This is a genomic window from Bacillus sp. JK74, assembly GCF_053663395.1.
The window spans coordinates 377072-395020 of the sequence record NZ_JBSJQB010000003.1 but is presented as its reverse complement, the minus strand read 5'-3'; the positions used below and the strand labels follow the sequence as shown (position 1 = coordinate 395020).

Sequence of the window (17949 nt, the reverse complement as noted above, 5' to 3'; positions counted from 1 at the left end):
TCCTGTCATTTTTGAGACACCAGCCAGTTATAGGTTGCAAACGTATCCGGAAAGACCGGCTGGTTTTTTTTCATCAGAAATATCATTGTATTTTTCATCGCTTGTATGAGCGCTTCGTTCAGATCTGTTTCCGCCAGACGGCGCACCTCTTCCACTCCGGGAAAGTGGCGGCCGGGTTCAATGTAATCCGCAACGTAGATGACTTTGTCTAAAAGGGTCATTCCGGGACGCCCTGACGTGTGATAGCGGATTGCATCCAAGATCTCAGGATCAGTGATCCCCGCTTCTTTCTCAGCCAAATACGCTCCCACAGGGGCATGCCACAGCTCGGCATTGTAATCCAAGAGCTCCGCCGGCATTTTTTCCCGCACGATGATCTGCTTCATTTCTTCTTTCGGCCGGAATTTCGCATAATCATGAAAAATGGCCGCCATTTCCGCTTTTTTCGGATCTGCTCCGAACCGGCCTGCGAGAATAACCGCCGTATCTGTCACGCCGATTGTGTGGATGTAGCGATGCTCGGTCAGCTGTTCTTTGACGCAGGCAAGTGCTTCCTCACGATTCATATAAATCATTCTCCTCTATATACTGCCTCACTTTATCCGGCATTAAGTATTGCGTCGGCTTTTTTGCTTTGAGACGTTCTCTCAGCATCGTTGACGAAACGTCAAATTCCGGAACGTCGGCAAAAAGCAGCGGGTACGGGGTCTCAATATGATACCCCGGGCGCCGCACCCCGATAAATTGAATGAGCGTGAGCAGTTCGTCCAGTTTGTACCATTTCGGCAGATATTCAATCATATCCGCCCCGATAATAAAGAAAAGCTTGTCGTTCGGGTGCCGCTCCTTCAGTAAACGGACGGTATCATAGGTATAAGAAGGGCCTTTCCGGTCCATTTCCGCAAGCTCAAGCTTAAAGAAGGAATTAGAGCTGATGGCAAGCTTCAGCATCTCCACCCGGTGCCGGCTGTCTGTAAAGTCTTCATTCTGCTTATGCGGCGGGATTTTATTAGGCATAAACCAAATCTCATCGAGCTCCGCCTGATGAAGGACTTCATTAGCCATCAGAAGATGTCCGTTGTGCGGAGGGTCAAATGTGCCCCCGAATATTCCGATTTTCTTCATGTCAACCACCTTACGGAAGCTCGATTTGTTTATTTTCCTTTGATTCCTTATACAATACGATCGTATTTCCGATCGTCTGCACCAATTGTGAGCGGCTGCCTTTCACAAGCGCTTCTGCGACATCGTTTTTATCGTCTTCGCAGTTTTGAAGCACGCTGACTTTAATCAGCTCTCTTGCTTCTAAAGCCTCGGCAATCTGTTTCACCATGTTTTCGTTGACTCCGCCTTTTCCCACTTGAAAAATAGGCGTTAAATGATGCGCTTTTGAACGCAAAAAACGTTTTTGTTTTCCTGTTAACATTGTGTTCCTCCTAGTTTTCCTTCAACAATTGCTCTCATTAAGCCGCTGTCAGGCTCTTGTTCCGTCCACAGCTTGAAAGACAGTGCAGCCTGTTCCACAAACATGCCGACACCGTCAAGGGTTGTTAAACCTCTTTTTTCAGCTTCTTTTAAGAACGCCGTTTGAATCGGGTTGTATACGATATCACAAACGATGGCGCCCGTTTTGGCCCGTTCCAATGAGAGCGGCACGGCATCCGTTTTCGGATACATGCCGACAGATGTTGTATGAATAATGACGTCATATTGTTCAAGCTGATTTTCAGCTTCTTTTAAAGTAAGGGCGCGTTTCTGCTGAAAAGAGGGAGCAGCAGCAATCAGACTTTCTGCTTTTTCCGGCGTGCGGTTGCAAACGTCAAATTGTTTCGGCTCTCTGCGGACGATCGTCGTAAAAATCGCTCTTGCCGCTCCTCCCGCCCCAATCATGAGGATGGAGAGCTCTGATATCGGTTTGTCCAATACTTTGACTAAGGATTTATAAAACCCATCTCCGTCAGTATTATACCCGATGAGCCTGTCTCCCTCTCTTTTGACGGTATTTACGGCCCCGAGTACTTTCGCGCTTTCATGTATTTCATCCAGATGCTCCATGATCGCGACTTTATGCGGAACTGTGACGTTCACTCCGCAGATGCCAAGCGCCTGGATTCCGTTAACGGCGTCCTTGAGATGACGAGGTTCCACCTGAAACGCAAAATACTGCCCGTTGATGTTCTTATCTTGCAAAGCTGCGTTATGAATATCGGGTGACATTGAATGCCCGATCGGATTTCCGATTACTCCGTACAATTGTTTCATGCTCCCTCTCCCCTTCTCTCTATATTAATGAACGGCGGACAAATACGTGTACGCCTTTCGGAGCGTATGCCGTTATTTTTTTATCTGCTTGCTGCACCGTGACCCAGCCGAGTCCGGAAAAAACGATATCCGTCTTTCCTTCTTTAATCGTAAACGTGTGGGCCGTAAGCTCCGGAAATTCATCCAAATGATCTTTTCCGGGCGGGGTAAGCAGTTCTCCCGCATGCTTTTCGTATAAAGCATCAGCATTTTCAAGCTTTGTTCTGTGAATCATCAATTCATTCGGCATATAGCAGACAAACGCCGTTTTATCGCCTGATACATAGTCAAACCGGGCAAGCCCGCCGAAATAAAGCGTTTGTTTTTCATTCAGCTGAAAAGTGCGCGGCTTCAGTTCTTTTTTCGGTGTCAGCACCTTTAAGTCACGCTTGTCCACGTAATGCGCCATCTGGTGATGGTTAATGATTCCCGGCGTATCATAAAGCGCAGATCCGTCATCAAGCGGGATTTCAATCGCATCAAGCGTCGTGCCCGGAAATTGAGAGGTGGTAATAATATTCTCTTCCCCTGAGACCTCTTTAATAATCCGGTTGATAAATGTGGATTTGCCGACATTGGTACAGCCCACCACATACACATCGCGCCCTTCGCGGTAATGTTCAATGGCGTCAATGACTTCCTTCATCCCTTGTCCGCGGGAAGCGCTGATTAAAAAGACATCAAGGGGTTTTAAGCCGTATTCTTTCGCTTCGCGTTTCATCCATTGGACGAGCCGTTCCCGCTTTACGGATTTCGGCAGGATATCGGCCTTATTACCGACAAGAATGATCGGATTACCGCCGACAAAGCGGTTCAGCCCGTTTATCCAGCTTCCGTTAAAATCAAAAATATCAACGACTTTGACAATTAGAGAGTCAGTATCGCCGATTGTGTGCAAGATATTTAAAAAGTCATCATCCGTTAATGAAACATCTTGAATTTCATTGTAATTTTTCAGTCTGAAGCAGCGCTGACAAATGACATTCTCCTTCGTGAGCGATGCCTTTGGCGCGTATCCGAGACCTTGTTTATCCTCGGTCTGGATCGTTACTCCGCAGCCGATGCAAACAACCTTTTCCATTCCTAATCCTCCCACTGAATATGGCCTTTACGTTTCAAAGAACTCAATATTCTCCGTTCAATCCGGCGGTTAAAGCGCGTCATGACTCCGTCAGAGGAAGCGACAGGCACGACGAGGATCGTATGATACCCGTTTCTGTTTCCGCCGAGAACATCAGTAAGCAGCTGATCGCCGATGACCACACAGTCTTCTTTTTTCAGATCCATGCTGCTGACGGCTCTTTTAAAGGCGCGCCCCATCGGTTTTCTTGCCTTATAAATAAACGGTATGCCAAGCGGCTCCGAGAATAATTTCACTCTTCGTTCATTATTATTGGAGACGATCGTGACTTTAATGCCGTGCTCCTTCATTTCTTCAAACCACTCGATTAATCGAGGTGTCGCACTCGGTCTGTCCCACTCCACAAGCGTGTTGTCAAGGTCTGTAATAATCCCTTTCACATTGCGTTCCTTGAGCTTTTCCGGTGTGATATGAAATATATTTTTCACAAATTCGTCAGGTAAAAAAAACTTTTTTAACAAAACCCGCACCCTTCCTTTTCTTTCTATCATCTATATGTCGAAACCTGTCAGATTTAAAAACAAAGTCGGACTCAGTAAAAAAATTTCGACAAAAATTGGGTTTCTTCACCAGTTGTGGATAAAATTACACACATTATCCACTCTTATTACATCCGGATTTATCCAGATTATAAACAAGATACTAACAAGTTATCCACTTACAAGTGTGGATAACAGAACGATTGTTCTTATTTGTATTTCATGGTAGATTAAAGATAACCTCACCATGATTGAAACGCAACCTTCCATCATATGCTTGCGTCTGATGATTGATTACAATTGTAAGGAGGTGCCACTCCCATTAATTGGGTCCCCGGCATGAGAAAGCTTTCTGATGAATTACTAATAGAATCTTATTTCAAAGCCAATGAAATGAATTTGAGCCGTGAATTTATCGAGTTAATTGAAAACGAAATCAAAAGAAGATCGCTCGGACACATTATTTCCGTTTCTTCTTAAACAGAAAAAAATTCCCGGGCGAATTTCCTTTTTTTACTCAGATGACTGATATTATATCACTTCGGTTATGCGCATTACTACCACTTTCAACAAAAAACACCCCTAAAATAGAGGTGTTTAAGAGGACGGCTGCTATATATTGAACCAATACAGACCGCCCAGGACGAGAATGACGACGAGCAGCACAACAAAAAATGCGTACCAGTACCCCGCATTCACCCGAGGAGGCGGGCATACAGGATATTGCGGAGGGAAACCGCGGTTCATAGCAATCGCCTCCAAAAGATGTTTTTTCTACAGCCTATGAAGCAGAAGCAAAACGGTTTAGGCAGCTGACGGCGTCAGCGTTCCAAAACCCGCCCATTTTTTATGCCTTCAATTAAGATTCTGGCGCCTTTTGGCGTCATATGATTTCCGGAGGGATCTATCAGTCCGGATTGGATCAGCGCCCGGTCTGTATCTTTGCCGCCGTCCGCGCGTATAAAGTGTTTCCAGTTATCCACCAGCGGCACTTTCAACTCAGCTGCAACCTGCCTCGTAACGCCGTTATAGGAATTATGCCATGTTCTCGCGCCGCCTTTTTCTTTAAAGGCTGAGGCTTTATATCTCGAATAGTAATAGAGATGATGCGTTCCGTTTCCTTCTATAACCGGGATGCACGTCATTAAAATCGGCTTTATGCCGTGATTTCTGCTTTCGTTTATGAAATAAGTCAGGTTTTCTTTAAACCGTTTCTTTGATACTCGCGGCTGATCTCCCGTCAAAATGCCCGCATCATTTGTTCCGAACATGATAAATAAATATTGGGGCTTACGCTCCAGCACATCGCTTTGAAAGCGCAGGCGCGCATCCTCAGTCGTCTGGCCGCCTATTCCCGCATTTATAACCGTAAGACGGCCGCGTTCCGCTGTTTTTAAAATGTTTACCCACTGCTGCGCCTTCGGATAATCACGATAATCCCAGTTGGAACCGCGCGTATTGCTGTCGCCGAACGCGACAACACTTTTTTCTTTGCCCGCAGCGCATCCTGATAACAGACAGGTTATCGTAATAAAAAGAACAGCAAACTTCATTTTCTCTCCCTCCAAACCTTACCTCCTATGGTACACATCTCTTTGGCGGCTTTCAACGCGGCGCTCTCTTTACTGGATATGAAAAGGACCGGAATCCTGTCCGATCAAATCCGAAACCTTAACAAACGTGTAGCCCTGCTTTTTCAGCTGGGGAATGATTTCTTTCAAAGCCTCAACCGTCTGCCGCCGATTTCCTCCGCCGTCATGCAGAAGAACGATATCTCCATCTCTGGCATGTGAAACAACGTGCCTGACGATTTTTCCTTTTCCGGGCCTTTTCCAGTCCCTCGGATCTTGGTTCCATGACCACATGATGATATGATAGCCCTCTTTTAAGATGCTTTTGAAAGCCGTATGATTCAACGACCCTCCCGGCGGGCGGAATAACTTGTCCCCTTCCGGCTGCAGCGATCTGATATGATGCGCGGAGCTGTGAAGCTCTTGTAAAATGTCTTTGCGTTTTAAACGGTGAAAATAAACATGGTTCATCGTATGGTTGCCGATTTCATGTCCTTCTTCAACGATGCGTTTTGCCGTTATGGGGTATTTGTCTATACGGCTCCCGATACAAAAAAAGGTTGCTTTAACATTGTGCTGTTTCAGCACGTCTAACACAGCCTCCGTATAGACAGGATGGGGGCCGTCATCGAAGGTTAAAGATAGCTTCTTTTTTTCAGACCTTATATCCCAGTACACGTTTCCCGTCTTCTCCATGTCACTTCTTTTTAAAGATTTCGCATCGGCGGACACGGCAGTGAGACTCGTGAGGACGCATATCATGATGATCAGATGAAAGCATCTCAACGTTTACACCTCCAGTAAACACTACTGTTAACGTGTCCCCTTTTATAAAAAATCATTCTCTGCGTCAAATGATGTACATCCCGCTTCCCGCTTGTTTTTGTCCAAATCCGGGTGCAGCCGTTTCTCATCGAACGGCAAATGCTGATAAACAAGTACGCTTATCGGACAGCTTATTTTAATAGAAGGAGATAGATTTGTGCTGTATACTAATTGAAAAGAGGTGAACGTACAGATGATAAAAAAGGGATTCAGTCTTGCCGTCATCATTGCTGTCGTGATGATCGGCTTTATGCAAAAAGACGTCTGGCTCAGCATGATTCGCGCGGGCGGCATGTACGCCGTGCTTATGAGTATCCTTCTGGTCGCAGCTGACGTATTTTTTCCGATCGTTCCATTCGCCATTATCGCAGCCTTAAACGGAGCGGTTTTCGGGATTGTAAACGGAGTGTGGATTACATTGTCAGGCGCGATGCTCGGAACAATGGCATTGTTTTTTCTCGTCCGGTACGGATTCAGAGACTGGGCCAGAAAAAAGCTGGTGGCTTACCCGGCCGCGGCTCAATATGAAGATTCATTTCATCAGCACGCGTTTACGGCGGTGCTTTTCGGGCGGCTGATTCCGATTATACCGTCGCTTGCCATGAATACCGTCTGCGGGCTGAGTAACATACGATGGCCGATCTTTTTTTCTGCGTCGGTGCTCGGCAAAATTCCGAACATTGTGATCGTGACCGTCGCAGGCGCTTCATTTACAAGCAACAAACTGCTGTCTTTCGGGATTTACGGAATGTATATGCTCGTCTTAATGGCGGTCATTTATAAGAAGTTTCCCGGTCTTTTAAAAACAACGAGAAAATGAAGCGCGTACCGCCCCCCTATTCCGGCGGTACGGCTCCTCTCATTCTGAGAACTTTTCCGTTACATTCTGAACCGATCACTTCCATGTTTTTCTTTCTGTAAAAATGACAGAGCCGCTTCATTGCCCGGCGAAACTCTCAGGTGATATTCCGAAACACCGTTCGCTCTGAAAAACTGATTCGCGTATTGATGCAGTTTTGTTCCGCACCCTCTTCCCCTCTGCTGCTCAGTCATATAGTAAAGGTGCACATAACCGATTTTTTGGCTGCGGTAAAATTTGATGGAAGCTTCAAGCTGTCCGATCGGTTGCCCGTTATGAAGAAGCAGCTTAAAATTGTCGGGTGAGCATTAGATTTGGGATGACAGCCATCTGAGATATTCATCCTTATTAAAATGATCCGCCGTGCCAAAGCTGACGAAAAACGAATCCTCACGAAATGAAACGGCCGTCTCTTTATGTTTGTTTAAATTGATCCGCTTGAAATACATCGGGAGTCCTTCTTTTTGAGGCCGCAAATAAGAACGAGCATAAAACGGCTGCCAAGGCCAGCATAACAGCAGCCCCTGCAATGACGATGCCGCGGACGGAAGAACTGACAGCCGCCGCTCCGAAAACCGCCGTTATCAATATAATGAAGACGGCTTCGACTAATGAATAAAAGCTCCCCACTCTCCCCATGATGTCCACCGGAACATTCTTTTGATAAAACGTCAGAAAGCCTGTATTGGCAAACGCCAGAAAAAAAGCGAGAAGGAAAAATCCGAAAGCAGCCGTCCAAAAAACGTCAGAAAACGCATAAATCATATATCCTGCCGCTGTGAATAAAGAGCCCATTCCCATCAATAAAGAAGCCGGCATTTTTTTATTAAAGAACACATTGACAAGCGCCCCCGCAATAACCCCTGCCCCAGAGACACTGACGAGAAAACCGTAATCGGCATCAGTCAGCTGAAGAACTTCTTTTGAAAAAGCGGCTTCAAGCGAATCAAGCGCGGATAGCATAACGGTCATGACCAGACTGAATAAAAAATAAATGATCATGACGTTTCGCGCCGTTCGGCTGAAGCGATAGACGAGCTTCCAATCTTCTTTGTACACTGCCAAAGAAAGCTTCTGTGCGGGAGAATGTACGTGGGGCTCATTTTCAAGGTTCGGCAGCATCATCGTGATGAAACCGGACAGCACTAAAGCCCCCGCATTCACCCAAATCGCAAAAATCGGCGTGCCGGCGATAAAAAGCAGCCCGGCCGCAGCCGGCCCGAGGAGAAAAGCCCCTGATTCCGACAAAGCCCTTAGTGAATTGAATCGTTTTCTCCTTTCAGCCGGAATAAGCCTCGTCACATACGCCATGGAACACGGACGAAACATCGCATTGGCCATTTGAATCAAAAACACGATACAATAAACAGAAAATAAAGACCGTACAGTAAACATCAGCGGCAGAACGGCAATGAATGCAGCCCGGATGAAATCAAGCGACATCATCATATTCCGTTTGTTACACCGGTCGATGATGCTGCCCGCCCACCCATTTGTTATCAAAACAGCCGCAGGCCTGATTAAATAAAGGATGGAAACCGCAAAAGCAGACCCCGTTTCTTTTAAGACAATAAGATTAAGAGACAAAAAATAAATCCATTCACCAATATTTGCTATCCCGATTCCGGTTAACAGAAGCATCGGGTACCGCCAAGACTTCAGGTTTTTCACCTTATCCCTCCCTTAGAAATAAAAAACGCCCTCAAGACAATAAAGTCTTGAGGACGGGAAACAGCCCGCTATGCCACCTCAATTCGGTTTGGTGCCGGCCTTGCCGGGTACAAAGCTTACTCGGTAACAGGAGTATCCACCGCATCATCCTCGTTTTTCATGATTCCGATGCGAAGCTAAGAGGTTTGTTTCAACACATCCATTCATACTCCTTCACAGCTCCCGGAGCTCTCTGTCATGAATGATATCTGTCTACTCGTCTCTTCAGCGCTTTTCGTTATATTCTTTTCACCCTTACTTTTTTTAACAATATACAGGCTCAATCAGCAAAAATCAAGAGGCTGTAAGAAATAAAACCTGCCTTTGATTAATTTCCCTGTACAGACACAAACAGCCTGACTGCCACATACAGTTACATATAGGCTTTTGCCTACATAACTTTGTGGAGGTGAGGATGGTGACAGGTGTTTTTGCAGCGCTCGGGTTTATTGTGAAAGAACTCGTGTTTTTAGTATCATACGTGAAAAATAATGCCTTTCCACAACCGCTCTCAAATAGTGAGGAGAAAAAATACTTAGACCTTATGGCCGAAGGAGATGAACACGCCCGCAATATGCTGATCGAACATAATCTCCGTTTAGTCGCCCATATTGTAAAAAAATTCGAAAACACGGGAGAAGACGCAGAAGATCTGATCTCCATCGGTACAATCGGGCTGATCAAAGGAATTGAAAGCTACTCAGCCGGAAAAGGCACGAAGCTTGCCACATATGCCGCACGATGTATTGAGAATGAGATTTTAATGCATCTGCGCGCATTGAAAAAAACGAAAAAAGACGTCTCCCTTCATGATCCGATCGGCCAGGATAAAGAAGGGAATGAAATAAGCCTGATCGATGTCCTCAAGTCGGAAAGCGAAGATGTGATCGACACCATTCAGCTCAACATGGAACTTGAAAAGGTCAAAAAATATATTGATATTTTAGACGACCGCGAAAAAGAAGTCATCGTCGGCCGCTTCGGGCTTGATTTAAAAAAAGAAAAAACGCAGCGCGAGATCGCGAAAGAGCTCGGCATTTCAAGGAGCTATGTATCCCGGATTGAAAAACGCGCGCTGATGAAGATGTTCCATGAGTTTTATCGGGCGGAGAAGGAGAAGCGGAAGAAGAAGGGAAAGTGAGCGAAAAGCCGGATCTGACATTCCGGCTTTTTCTATTTTATCTTTTTCAATCATGACTATGAACAGAATATGCGTAGCGCTCAGTTTGAAGGGACAAATATACAAACTGTTTAATCGCGTCAAGGCCTGTGATGAATTCATTTGTGATACGGCCATTTTCAAAATATATTTTGTAGGTTTGAGAGGTCTCTATAACTTCGCTGTCATCTTCAATATCATCAAATTCAATTTCTGAGGAAAGGGTCATGATAAGATCACTCCTATAACGTTCCTCCATTTATTGATTGAATGAACCATAATAAAAACCGCTCCTAAAGAGCGGTTTTAAAATATAAGAAATAATCATTCTAAGAAGAAATCGAAAGGGATTTATTTACTGCTTTTTGAGCATGGATTAAAGTCGTATCAAATAATGGCACTTTTGAATCCTCTGCCTTTACTAATAGTCCAATTTCAGTGCATCCAAGAATGATTCCTTCTGCTCCTCTATCCACCAAATTATTTATGATCTTCTTATAAATGTTTTTGGAAGACTGTTTAATTTCACCCAGACACAGTTCTTGATAAATAATATTATTTATTAATTCCCTTTCATCATCATCAGGAACAATGACATTAATATCATGAGACGCAATACGTGATTTATAAAAATCTTGTTCCATCGTATATTTAGTACCTAGCAATCCTATTGAGCGAATGTCTTGTCTAATAATTTGTTCTGCAGTTGCATCGGCAATATGCAAAATAGGTATAGTGATCATTTCTTGGATATATCCAAGAACTTTATGCATAGTATTTGTACATATTACAATAAAATCTGCACCTGCTTTTTCTAATGATCTTGCAACTCCCCCTAAAGCTTCACCTGCTTTATCCCAAGCCCCTATGGATTGATAATGTTCAATTTCCTTAAAATCAACACTGTATAAAAGGCATTTTGCCGAGTGAAGCCCTCCTAACTTCGTTTTTATTTCTTCATTGATAATTCGATAATACTCAGCTGAAGATTCCCAACTCATTCCGCCAATAAGACCAATAGTTTTCATAACCCACCTCGGATAAAATTTTCAAAATATTATAGTTATTTTAAAGCATAGATTAGGTCTTTACAATTATTTATTTTTTCAGGATTACTATTATTAAATTTTATCGAGAATAAAAAAAGATTGCCCGCCTTTTAAGGAGACAACCATCAAATTTTCACCCATTTTCAGTTCTTCATCTTCTCCAGAGCGCCACCGTTTAGGAATAATAATCAAATCAGCAGGTATTATTAATTTATCATTTTCATTAAGCCTTATTTCAATAGATGAAACGGAAATCACTTCAGCCGGCATAATATCCACCGGTGACTCAGAATCAATAAAGTCAGAATATAGAAAAAGAGATGCGACAGTTATGAAAATCATTTTTCTCATTCGTTACTGCATTTTGGTATCAAATGACTTGACTTATAAGTCCTTAACTTGCGTCCTCCCTCAAACGATTCAACGCCGGACGCTCTAAAAACTCCTCAGAAAATCCTTCCCAGGCATACTTCAGTCCCTGCTTTCTTTATGCAGACCTCGATCTGGCTGCCGATGCTTGAGCCCGTGTTCCTCGGTTGATAACCTTACAGCTAATGGCTATCATCCTGAAGTTTGTCCTACTGAGGTGATTTTCAACGGTGGAAAAAAGAAAAACTAGTTACTGATTAGTAACTAGTTTTTATCTTAAAAGATTCAAATATTAGGTTTCGGATTTTCTGGTTTAACCATCTCATCACATTGTTCTTCCGTTAATAATGTAAGCTGCACGCAGTCTTTTTAGCATTAACCCTTCCTTATGAACAAACTTGGCATTTTCTAATAATTTTCATACCCGATAAGGTTCTAATTCCCTAAGTTTTCGTATCAATATCCTCTGTGTAATCCATGGAATTAACCTTTTAAGTTCATTAAACTTAACTGTTTTATTAGACAAAGCTTACAGATCGAATTTCATGGCGCCTATCGATTTTACAATTTCAGGATCTCGGTGCGACCCGAAAAGACTTTCTCCTTTATCAAGGGTGGAAATCTTTTCGATATCCTCTAAGCTCAACTCAAAATCAAAAATGTCAAAGTTTTCGACAATCCGTTCTTTGCGCACCGATTTTGGAATCGTAACGACTTCACGCTGAACAAGCCAACGCAGCACGACCTGGGCGACGGATTTATTGTGTTTTTCCGCAATGGAAGTCAACACGCCGTTGCTGAACATGTTATTGCGCCCTTCAGCGAACGGTGCCCATGACTCGTGTTGAACTCCCTGCTCTTTCATAAAAGCAGCACTTTCTTTTTGCTGGCAGAATGGATGCGTTTCGACTTGGTTGACGGCTGGCACGATTTCATTATGCATGATCAGATCCATTAGACGGTCGGGATGGAAGTTGCTGACTCCGATTGCCCTGATTTTTCCTTCGCGGTACAGATCCTCCATCGCGCGCCAAGCGCCGTAGTAATCGCCGTATGGCTGGTGAATAAGGTATAAATCAAGATAATCCAGCTGCAGCTTATTTAAAGATTTGGAAAATGCCGCCTTGGCACTTTCATAGCCGGCATCCTGAATCCAGAGCTTGGTCGTAATGAACAGCTCCTCACGCGGTACGCCGCTCCGCTTGATTGCACGTCCGACTGCCTCCTCATTTAGGTAACCGGAAGCAGTGTCAATCAGGCGATAACCGGCCATCAGTGCTTCATATACTGCGTTTTCACATTCTTGAGCATCGGGGACTTGGTATACACCGAAGCCGATAATTGGCATTTTCACTCCGTTGTTTAATGTTACGGTTTGCATTGTAATTCCTCCTATTGTTCAAATGTAGAACGACAAACGGCACGCATCCCGAAAATCGGGCACTGCAGAATGAATTCCGCTGCGGCTGGTTTGCGTTATAATAAGCTTATTACCTTCGTGCAACACGAAGGCAAGCACTTTTTTAAAAAATTTTTAAAGGAGGATTACACATGCATACAGTCAAAGAAGCAGCGATGATAACCGGACTCACTGAGCATGCGGTGCGCTTTTACACGGATAAAGGCCTGGTGCCGAGCGTACAGCGCAATAAAAACAATATCCGTTTGTTCGATGAAGAATCAATCAACTGGCTGTTTGGCGTCAAATGCCTCAGGCAATCCGGAATGCCGATTGAAGACATTAAAACGTACGTGAATCTCTGTCTCGAAGGAGATTCGACCATCCCACAACGGTACACACTCATGATGGAGCATAAAGAAGAAGCACTCGCTCAGCTCGAAGAAGCCAAACAGCACATTGCCCATTTGGAACAAAAAACCGCCCTATATCAGGCCATTCTGGAGCACCGCTCTTTTGATACAACCAATCCCGCCAACTGGGAAAAAATACAGCATATGCATAGTGACGTATTTTACTCGCCCACTGTCCGGTAGATGTGAAAGATATTTATGAGCACATCAATGGATCTTAAACTCCTAAATTGGAATTGGAATCCATATTGAATAGGCTAAGTTTGATGACATGTTATGAGCAATTAAATTTGTTTATACGTCTATAGGGCTGCAAGTCCTTAATTTTTTTCTTACGGTTACTTTCTATTAATTAGAAATTGATAGAAGTCGCATCTGTATGCGACTTCTTGTTCGATGTTGTTTTCAAGTGTGTCAGAGGTAATGTTAACTTCAGCAATTACTTCTTTTGTGCTTAAGTTAGCTGTGCTAATTGATGGAACAGACTTTTGATCCTTAGTCAGCGCAACTCTTAAAATCGTTGGCGTATCTTGAACCATTCGAATAAAAGTTGAAGCTTGAACAGGCTTGCCATCAAAGGATCGGCTTCTCGCGCGCTTGGTTTTCTGTATTTTCTTTGCTCGAAGGCTCGGAATCGATAATTTCTGAATTGTCTGCTTCATTAATAACTGCTTTTTTGAAAGAATCCCCCACTTGCTCAAAACTGCTTTTCATACAGTCTTAAGAGCCATCGCATCACAGTCATTTTTCCATCCAACATCAGACTTACTGAATTTCTTTTTGTGCTTTTCTACTTGTGCCTTTGTCCAGTACACTGTTTTTCGGAAGCCATTTATCAACTCACAATAAGCTGCATAACCAATCACTACGTCTGAATTCACACTTTTCAAAATCAATCTCGATCTCCTCAGTCAGCGGATTCCGCTTCTCCAATTCGCCTTCATGAATCGGTATGCAATTGATGGACTTATATTGGCCTGTTCGCAAAGCAAGCTGTATGTACCCTTTGTATCCTAGCTGGAATTGAGCCTTTCCTCCATAAGGAACTATCCAGGCATACCCTAAGTTTTTATCTATAGGCAGGTCGAGTGTCTGCCACCATTGCAGATGAGATGGCACTCATAAGATCTGTTTTCTGCAGCATCTGCTCGCTGTTATCAAGACTTAAGATAGAAGCAGTAAACTGTGCAGCCCTCTTTCCTGACACTTCCTCAAATCGCTTAATAAGGGGTGGTGGAAGAAAGCTAGCCTTTCATGATCGCTCCTTGCTGTTTCACAGGAACGCTTTTCATACATCATTATAAAACCTTATTAAAACTTTACAAGACAAGCTGAATTGACTATAGTCTAATTAGACTAAAATATTGATGTAAAGAAGTGAAAAATTAGATGATCAAGTCTTTTATAATGTTGGGGCAGTCGAATATGGCGGGCCGTGGATTTTTGAATGAAGTAGACCCTATCTATAATGAAAAAATTAAAATGCTGCGCAATGGACAATGGCAGATGATGACAGAGCCGATTAATTACGACCGTCCGGTTTCCGGCGTTGGCCTGGCGGCATCTTTTGCAGATGCATGGTCGAAAGCTCATCCCGATGAAGAAATTGGCTTGATCCCGTGTGCGGAAGGCGGCAGTTCATTGAATGACTGGCATCCGGAAGGCATCCTTTTTCAGCATGCTTTGTCCGAAGCCCGCTTCGCCCTCCGTTCCAGTCAAATTTGCGGGATCCTTTGGCACCAAGGTGAGAGTGACAGTTATCGTTCGCTGCATGAAACTTATTACGAGAAATTAACTCTTATCATTGAGACGCTAAGAAACGAGTTGAAACTTGATGAGGTACCGTTGATTATTGGAGGGCTTGGTGACTTTCTTGGGAAGACCGGTTTTGGACAGCACGCCACTGAATTTCGACAAGTTAATGAACAATTGCTGCGTTTTGCTAATGAACAACAGAATTGTTATTTTGTTACTGCAGCAGGTTTGACTGCGAATCCTGATGGCATTCATTTAGACGCAGCTTCACAACGTAAATTCGGTTACCGCTATTTCGAGGCTTTTTCGAAAAAGCACCATATCCTGAAACCCATTTCGGGAGAGGAGCAATCACTGAAAGTGAAGGGTGACTATTCTAAAACAGAACAGATTTACCTTCATAGTATGGATTTGGCTTCGGGTGAAATCACGTACGCGGAATTTGAGGCGCGGATGGCGAAGGTGATGAAACCATAATTCCCTTACTTATCCTTGGCTTGCTCATCCAAAACCCCGGAGCTCACGGCTATGAACTTCTGGCCTTAATGGAAAAACGTCATTACAAATACATTGTTAACTTCACGAAAGGTTCATTTTATTACAATCTGCAGCAACTTGAAGAAAAGTGTTTGATTGAACAGATTCAGCAGAAACCCTCAACCAGCGGGCGTGAAATCCGTAACTTTAAAGTCACAGATTCGGGAAGGGCAGAATTCGAAAAATTAATGATCAAATACGGCACCAAATCGGAATATGTGAACCTGCAATTTTATGGCGCGTTACTCTTTGCCGATGAATTCGACAAAAATAAATTACTGGATCTGATCCAATCACAAATCGATCAGACTAAAACTCGAATCGAGCTCCTTGATGAATACCTGTCCATCACTCAAGAAATTCCCGGCACAATCAATTACTTTCGCCGTATGAATGAAAATTCCCGTTCACATCACTTGGTTAATTTAGAGTGGTTCGAAAAATTGAAAGCAGAAATAGAGTGAACTATTGCATAATAAAATTTCGCATCGTCGGCATTAAAAAAAAGAGTCCCTATTTTGTTCAAAGGCGTGAATCCTGACATTGCATCGATGTGGGAAAGTTTAGATGAAGCAGCAATCAATCAACTAAAAGAGCTTTCTAATGCAGCGCCTGCAGGACTCATCAGTGCATCCACGAACTTTTCTGAAGGCCGGACAGAGGAAAACGGAGAGCTTGATCACTATATTGGCGCAGCCACAACGAAACATTGCCCAAATCACCTATCACAGCTTGAAATCCCTGCCTCAACGTGGGCTGTATTCGAAGCAGCCGGATCATTTCCGGATGCACTGCAGGAAGTATGGGGACGGATTTATTCCGAATGGTTTCCATCGTCCGGATTATGAACAAATTGAAGGCCCAGAAATCCTGTGGAACGAGCATAAAGATGTAACATCGCCATCTTTTAAAAGTGAAATTTGGATACCCATTTCAAAAAAGGAATATATCTTACAATGAAATTAGAGGAATTGAAGGTTTTAAGGAAGGGGTCTCATCCCTTCCTCTTTATGTCACTAACCCGATCTGCGGCAATATTGATGCCACTAATCTTCGAATTGAGTTTTTTAATGAGCAGAACCGTTCTTACTGAAAATATAAATTGAGGTGTATTGCGTTTTGATGATCTGCTTCTCACCTCTTATTTTCCGCATTAACGTCCGATCCTTTCTGCAATTCTTCTGCAAAGTCTGACGTTGATGATTGACTGCCAAGATCTCCCGTTTTGATTCCTGCCTTCACGGTTTCCCGAAGTGAGTTTTCTATTAATTCCGCTGCTTCTTTCCGAAAATAAATCACTTCACAACAGACAAACTGAAAGCGGTATAAAAAAACAGCTCCGTTAAAATGGCCGGAACTGTCTTTGACTTTTGGATTTTGCAGTTATCTCCATCCGTCAGTTTAATTAGAATTCAGATAATCCAAGACACGATCAACTCTTTCATTGACTGAGTAATCTCCTTCAATTTTTAACAATGGACAAGATAAATCTGCCATCCAATGTTCGTGTAAAGCTTTGCTTCTAACTTCCATTCCGGCATGATCATATAAAGAAGCCCACTCTAAAAATGTTTTTGATTGTTCATATTTACTGCCGCCGGCTAACACTTCGTTTCCATAACGCTGAAATTCCCTATGCCTTAATCTCTCAAGCCGTATATCCTGCGGAATCCATAAGAAGATGACAAGGTCAAAATAACTTTTTAGATCATCGCCCCAGCGGCACACTGCGCCAGAAAGAATCCATTTCTCATTTATTGTCAAGTCTTTTTTAAGTAACTTTCTTCTTTCAGGGATTTCTCTTTTTTTAGTGAATTGATCTGTCCAATAGTAATCATCAGTATCAAGATGCGTATGCGGCAAATGCTTTGATAATGCAACACCCAATGTTGACGTTCCGACACCAGAGGCTCCCAATATGTGAATCTTATTTTTCATACTTCCCCCTCCTTATGAAGCAACCAAACTCCCTGTTGCATAAGGTATTTACTATTATTTTGACATAAATCCCCAAAAACCTTTACTTTGCCAGGAGAATCCAGATGCATGTTAAAACCATACTGCTTACGAACTTCATGGTCATTTTCAAACAGAATGATTAACTTTCTCTCCGGCCTATTTTAATATCCTCATACACTTTTTCAAAAGTCTCGATTGGCAGTGAAAACTTGGTTGTTTTCTCGTTACGGTGATTGATTACGATCTCAATTTGATTATTTTTTTGTTCAAACTCAATAAGTGCGTTCTCCCATTTATCTCTGATTGAAATGATACAATTTCCATTTTTCTTTTCCTTTTTCTTATAAATGTAATTCACTTTAACTCCCCTTTCATTGATCGGCAAAAGGTTTCGGAATAAGGAAGCTCCTCAAAAAAAGGATC

At 43.2% G+C, this 17949-nt stretch carries 24 protein-coding genes and 5 pseudogenes; 7 read left to right on the top strand and 22 right to left on the bottom strand.

Features of this window, described 5'->3' with window-relative positions:
- Window positions 1-5: 5 nt before the first annotated feature.
- Genes yqeK through ACWJJ5_RS12160 form a run of 6 tightly spaced genes read right to left on the bottom strand, consistent with a single transcriptional unit; the run spans window position 6 to window position 3903 of the window.
- Window positions 6-566 (bottom strand): bis(5'-nucleosyl)-tetraphosphatase (symmetrical) YqeK, encoded by a 561-nt coding sequence (yqeK, locus tag ACWJJ5_RS12185; RefSeq protein WP_454021540.1) that lies wholly within the window; start codon window positions 564-566, stop codon window positions 6-8.
- A complete protein-coding gene (locus ACWJJ5_RS12180; RefSeq protein ID WP_003152860.1) occupies window positions 556-1125 on the bottom strand; it encodes a nicotinate-nucleotide adenylyltransferase in 570 nt (189 codons plus the stop codon). Before ACWJJ5_RS12180 ends, yqeK begins: the two co-directional genes overlap by 11 nt.
- Before the next feature lie 10 nt (window positions 1126-1135).
- Window positions 1136-1426, bottom strand: coding sequence for a ribosome assembly RNA-binding protein YhbY (gene yhbY, locus ACWJJ5_RS12175; protein WP_003152858.1), 291 nt, complete (start codon window positions 1424-1426; stop codon window positions 1136-1138).
- Entirely contained in the window at window positions 1420-2262 is an 843-nt protein-coding gene (gene aroE, locus ACWJJ5_RS12170; protein WP_454022434.1) for a shikimate dehydrogenase, read from the bottom strand. Before aroE ends, yhbY begins: the two co-directional genes overlap by 7 nt.
- A 19-nt stretch (window positions 2263-2281) precedes the next feature.
- The gene (yqeH, locus tag ACWJJ5_RS12165; RefSeq protein ID WP_014305454.1) at window positions 2282-3382 is read right to left on the bottom strand and encodes a ribosome biogenesis GTPase YqeH; all 1101 of its coding nucleotides are present in this window, start codon (window positions 3380-3382) and stop codon (window positions 2282-2284) included.
- 2 nt (window positions 3383-3384) lie between these two features.
- Window positions 3385-3903, bottom strand: a complete 519-nt coding sequence (locus tag ACWJJ5_RS12160; RefSeq protein WP_007408254.1) for a YqeG family HAD IIIA-type phosphatase — start codon at window positions 3901-3903, stop codon at window positions 3385-3387.
- Between the two features lie 357 nt (window positions 3904-4260).
- Here ACWJJ5_RS12160 and sda point away from each other — a divergent pair, with 357 nt between their 5' ends.
- A complete protein-coding gene (gene sda, locus ACWJJ5_RS12155) occupies window positions 4261-4401 on the top strand; it encodes a sporulation histidine kinase inhibitor Sda (RefSeq protein WP_003152850.1) in 141 nt (46 codons plus the stop codon).
- Window positions 4402-4533: 132 nt separating this feature from the next.
- On the opposite strand, the gene ACWJJ5_RS12150 is transcribed toward sda, so the two are convergent.
- From ACWJJ5_RS12150 to ACWJJ5_RS12140, 3 genes are all read right to left on the bottom strand, one after another.
- Entirely contained in the window at window positions 4534-4668 is a 135-nt protein-coding gene (locus tag ACWJJ5_RS12150; protein WP_003152848.1) for a hypothetical protein, read from the bottom strand.
- Window positions 4669-4742: 74 nt separating this feature from the next.
- Window positions 4743-5474 (bottom strand): SGNH/GDSL hydrolase family protein, encoded by a 732-nt coding sequence (locus ACWJJ5_RS12145; protein ID WP_003152845.1) that lies wholly within the window; start codon window positions 5472-5474, stop codon window positions 4743-4745.
- 69 nt (window positions 5475-5543) lie between these two features.
- Window positions 5544-6278: a polysaccharide deacetylase family protein gene (locus ACWJJ5_RS12140; RefSeq protein WP_202735637.1), complete on the bottom strand. Its 735-nt coding sequence runs from the start codon at window positions 6276-6278 to the stop codon at window positions 5544-5546.
- Between the two features lie 232 nt (window positions 6279-6510).
- On the opposite strand from ACWJJ5_RS12140, the gene ACWJJ5_RS12135 reads away from it, so the two are divergent.
- Window positions 6511-7137: a TVP38/TMEM64 family protein gene (locus ACWJJ5_RS12135; protein ID WP_017418184.1), complete on the top strand. Its 627-nt coding sequence runs from the start codon at window positions 6511-6513 to the stop codon at window positions 7135-7137.
- Between the two features lie 59 nt (window positions 7138-7196).
- Here the strand turns inward: ACWJJ5_RS12135 and ACWJJ5_RS12130 are convergent, their stop codons facing one another.
- The 3 genes from ACWJJ5_RS12130 to ACWJJ5_RS12120 all read right to left on the bottom strand — a co-directional run bounded on the left by ACWJJ5_RS12130 (window position 7197) and on the right by ACWJJ5_RS12120 (window position 8847).
- Complete coding sequence (locus ACWJJ5_RS12130) at window positions 7197-7418, bottom strand: N-acetyltransferase family protein (RefSeq protein ID WP_454022454.1); 222 nt, start codon at window positions 7416-7418, stop codon at window positions 7197-7199.
- A 66-nt stretch (window positions 7419-7484) separates the two neighbouring features.
- Entirely contained in the window at window positions 7485-7625 is a 141-nt protein-coding gene (locus ACWJJ5_RS12125; protein WP_238703883.1) for a hypothetical protein, read from the bottom strand.
- The gene (locus ACWJJ5_RS12120; protein WP_454022433.1) at window positions 7591-8847 is read right to left on the bottom strand and encodes an MFS transporter; all 1257 of its coding nucleotides are present in this window, start codon (window positions 8845-8847) and stop codon (window positions 7591-7593) included. Before ACWJJ5_RS12120 ends, ACWJJ5_RS12125 begins: the two co-directional genes overlap by 35 nt.
- 454 nt (window positions 8848-9301) lie before the next feature.
- Here ACWJJ5_RS12120 and sigK point away from each other — a divergent pair, with 454 nt between their 5' ends.
- Window positions 9302-10027: an RNA polymerase sporulation sigma factor SigK gene (gene sigK, locus ACWJJ5_RS12115; RefSeq protein ID WP_020956104.1), complete on the top strand. Its 726-nt coding sequence runs from the start codon at window positions 9302-9304 to the stop codon at window positions 10025-10027.
- Window positions 10028-10076: 49 nt separating this feature from the next.
- Here sigK and ACWJJ5_RS12110 read toward each other — a convergent pair.
- The 6 genes and pseudogenes from ACWJJ5_RS12110 to ACWJJ5_RS12085 form a co-directional block, all read right to left on the bottom strand.
- A pseudogene (locus tag ACWJJ5_RS12110) lies at window positions 10077-10274 on the bottom strand (DUF2634 domain-containing protein); the annotation flags it as partial.
- Window positions 10275-10374: 100 nt separating this feature from the next.
- On the bottom strand, window positions 10375-11073 hold the full coding sequence (locus ACWJJ5_RS12105) for an aspartate/glutamate racemase family protein (RefSeq protein WP_454022432.1): 699 nt from the start codon (window positions 11071-11073) through the stop codon (window positions 10375-10377).
- Window positions 11074-11166: 93 nt separating this feature from the next.
- Window positions 11167-11436, bottom strand: coding sequence for a phage portal protein (locus ACWJJ5_RS12100; protein ID WP_454022453.1), 270 nt, complete (start codon window positions 11434-11436; stop codon window positions 11167-11169).
- Window positions 11437-11491: 55 nt separating this feature from the next.
- A pseudogene (locus ACWJJ5_RS12095) lies at window positions 11492-11609 on the bottom strand (hypothetical protein); the annotation flags it as partial.
- Between the two features lie 272 nt (window positions 11610-11881).
- Window positions 11882-11989, bottom strand: a complete 108-nt coding sequence (locus ACWJJ5_RS12090) for a winged helix-turn-helix transcriptional regulator (protein ID WP_082181728.1) — start codon at window positions 11987-11989, stop codon at window positions 11882-11884.
- A 3-nt stretch (window positions 11990-11992) separates the two neighbouring features.
- Entirely contained in the window at window positions 11993-12844 is an 852-nt protein-coding gene (locus ACWJJ5_RS12085) for an aldo/keto reductase (RefSeq protein WP_070082139.1), read from the bottom strand.
- A 170-nt stretch (window positions 12845-13014) separates the two neighbouring features.
- Between ACWJJ5_RS12085 and ACWJJ5_RS12080 the strand changes: the two genes are divergently transcribed.
- Window positions 13015-13458 carry a MerR family transcriptional regulator gene (locus ACWJJ5_RS12080; RefSeq protein ID WP_052586319.1) on the top strand — a complete coding sequence of 148 codons (444 nt, stop codon included), beginning with the start codon at window positions 13015-13017 and terminating at the stop codon, window positions 13456-13458.
- Between the two features lie 203 nt (window positions 13459-13661).
- Here ACWJJ5_RS12080 and ACWJJ5_RS12075 read toward each other — a convergent pair.
- Window positions 13662-13841: pseudogene (locus ACWJJ5_RS12075) on the bottom strand (phage major capsid protein); the annotation flags it as partial.
- A pseudogene (locus ACWJJ5_RS12070) lies at window positions 13836-14567 on the bottom strand (recombinase RecT); the annotation flags it as partial. The pseudogenes ACWJJ5_RS12075 and ACWJJ5_RS12070, both read right to left, overlap by 6 nt.
- A 97-nt stretch (window positions 14568-14664) precedes the next feature.
- Between ACWJJ5_RS12070 and ACWJJ5_RS12065 the strand changes: the two are divergent.
- The 3 genes and pseudogenes from ACWJJ5_RS12065 to ACWJJ5_RS12055 form a co-directional block, all read left to right on the top strand.
- On the top strand, window positions 14665-15507 hold the full coding sequence (locus ACWJJ5_RS12065; protein ID WP_071391589.1) for a sialate O-acetylesterase: 843 nt from the start codon (window positions 14665-14667) through the stop codon (window positions 15505-15507).
- Complete coding sequence (locus tag ACWJJ5_RS12060; protein WP_065180886.1) at window positions 15504-16031, top strand: PadR family transcriptional regulator; 528 nt, start codon at window positions 15504-15506, stop codon at window positions 16029-16031. The genes ACWJJ5_RS12065 and ACWJJ5_RS12060 overlap by 4 nt, the downstream gene beginning before the upstream one ends.
- Window positions 16032-16048: 17 nt before the next feature.
- A pseudogene (locus ACWJJ5_RS12055) lies at window positions 16049-16527 on the top strand (GyrI-like domain-containing protein); the annotation flags it as partial.
- 441 nt (window positions 16528-16968) lie between these two features.
- Here ACWJJ5_RS12055 and ACWJJ5_RS12050 read toward each other — a convergent pair.
- A complete protein-coding gene (locus ACWJJ5_RS12050) occupies window positions 16969-17505 on the bottom strand; it encodes an ATP-binding protein (protein ID WP_454022431.1) in 537 nt (178 codons plus the stop codon).
- Between the two features lie 160 nt (window positions 17506-17665).
- On the bottom strand, window positions 17666-17884 hold the full coding sequence (locus ACWJJ5_RS12045) for a hypothetical protein (protein WP_063636810.1): 219 nt from the start codon (window positions 17882-17884) through the stop codon (window positions 17666-17668).
- Window positions 17885-17949: the final 65 nt, after the last annotated feature.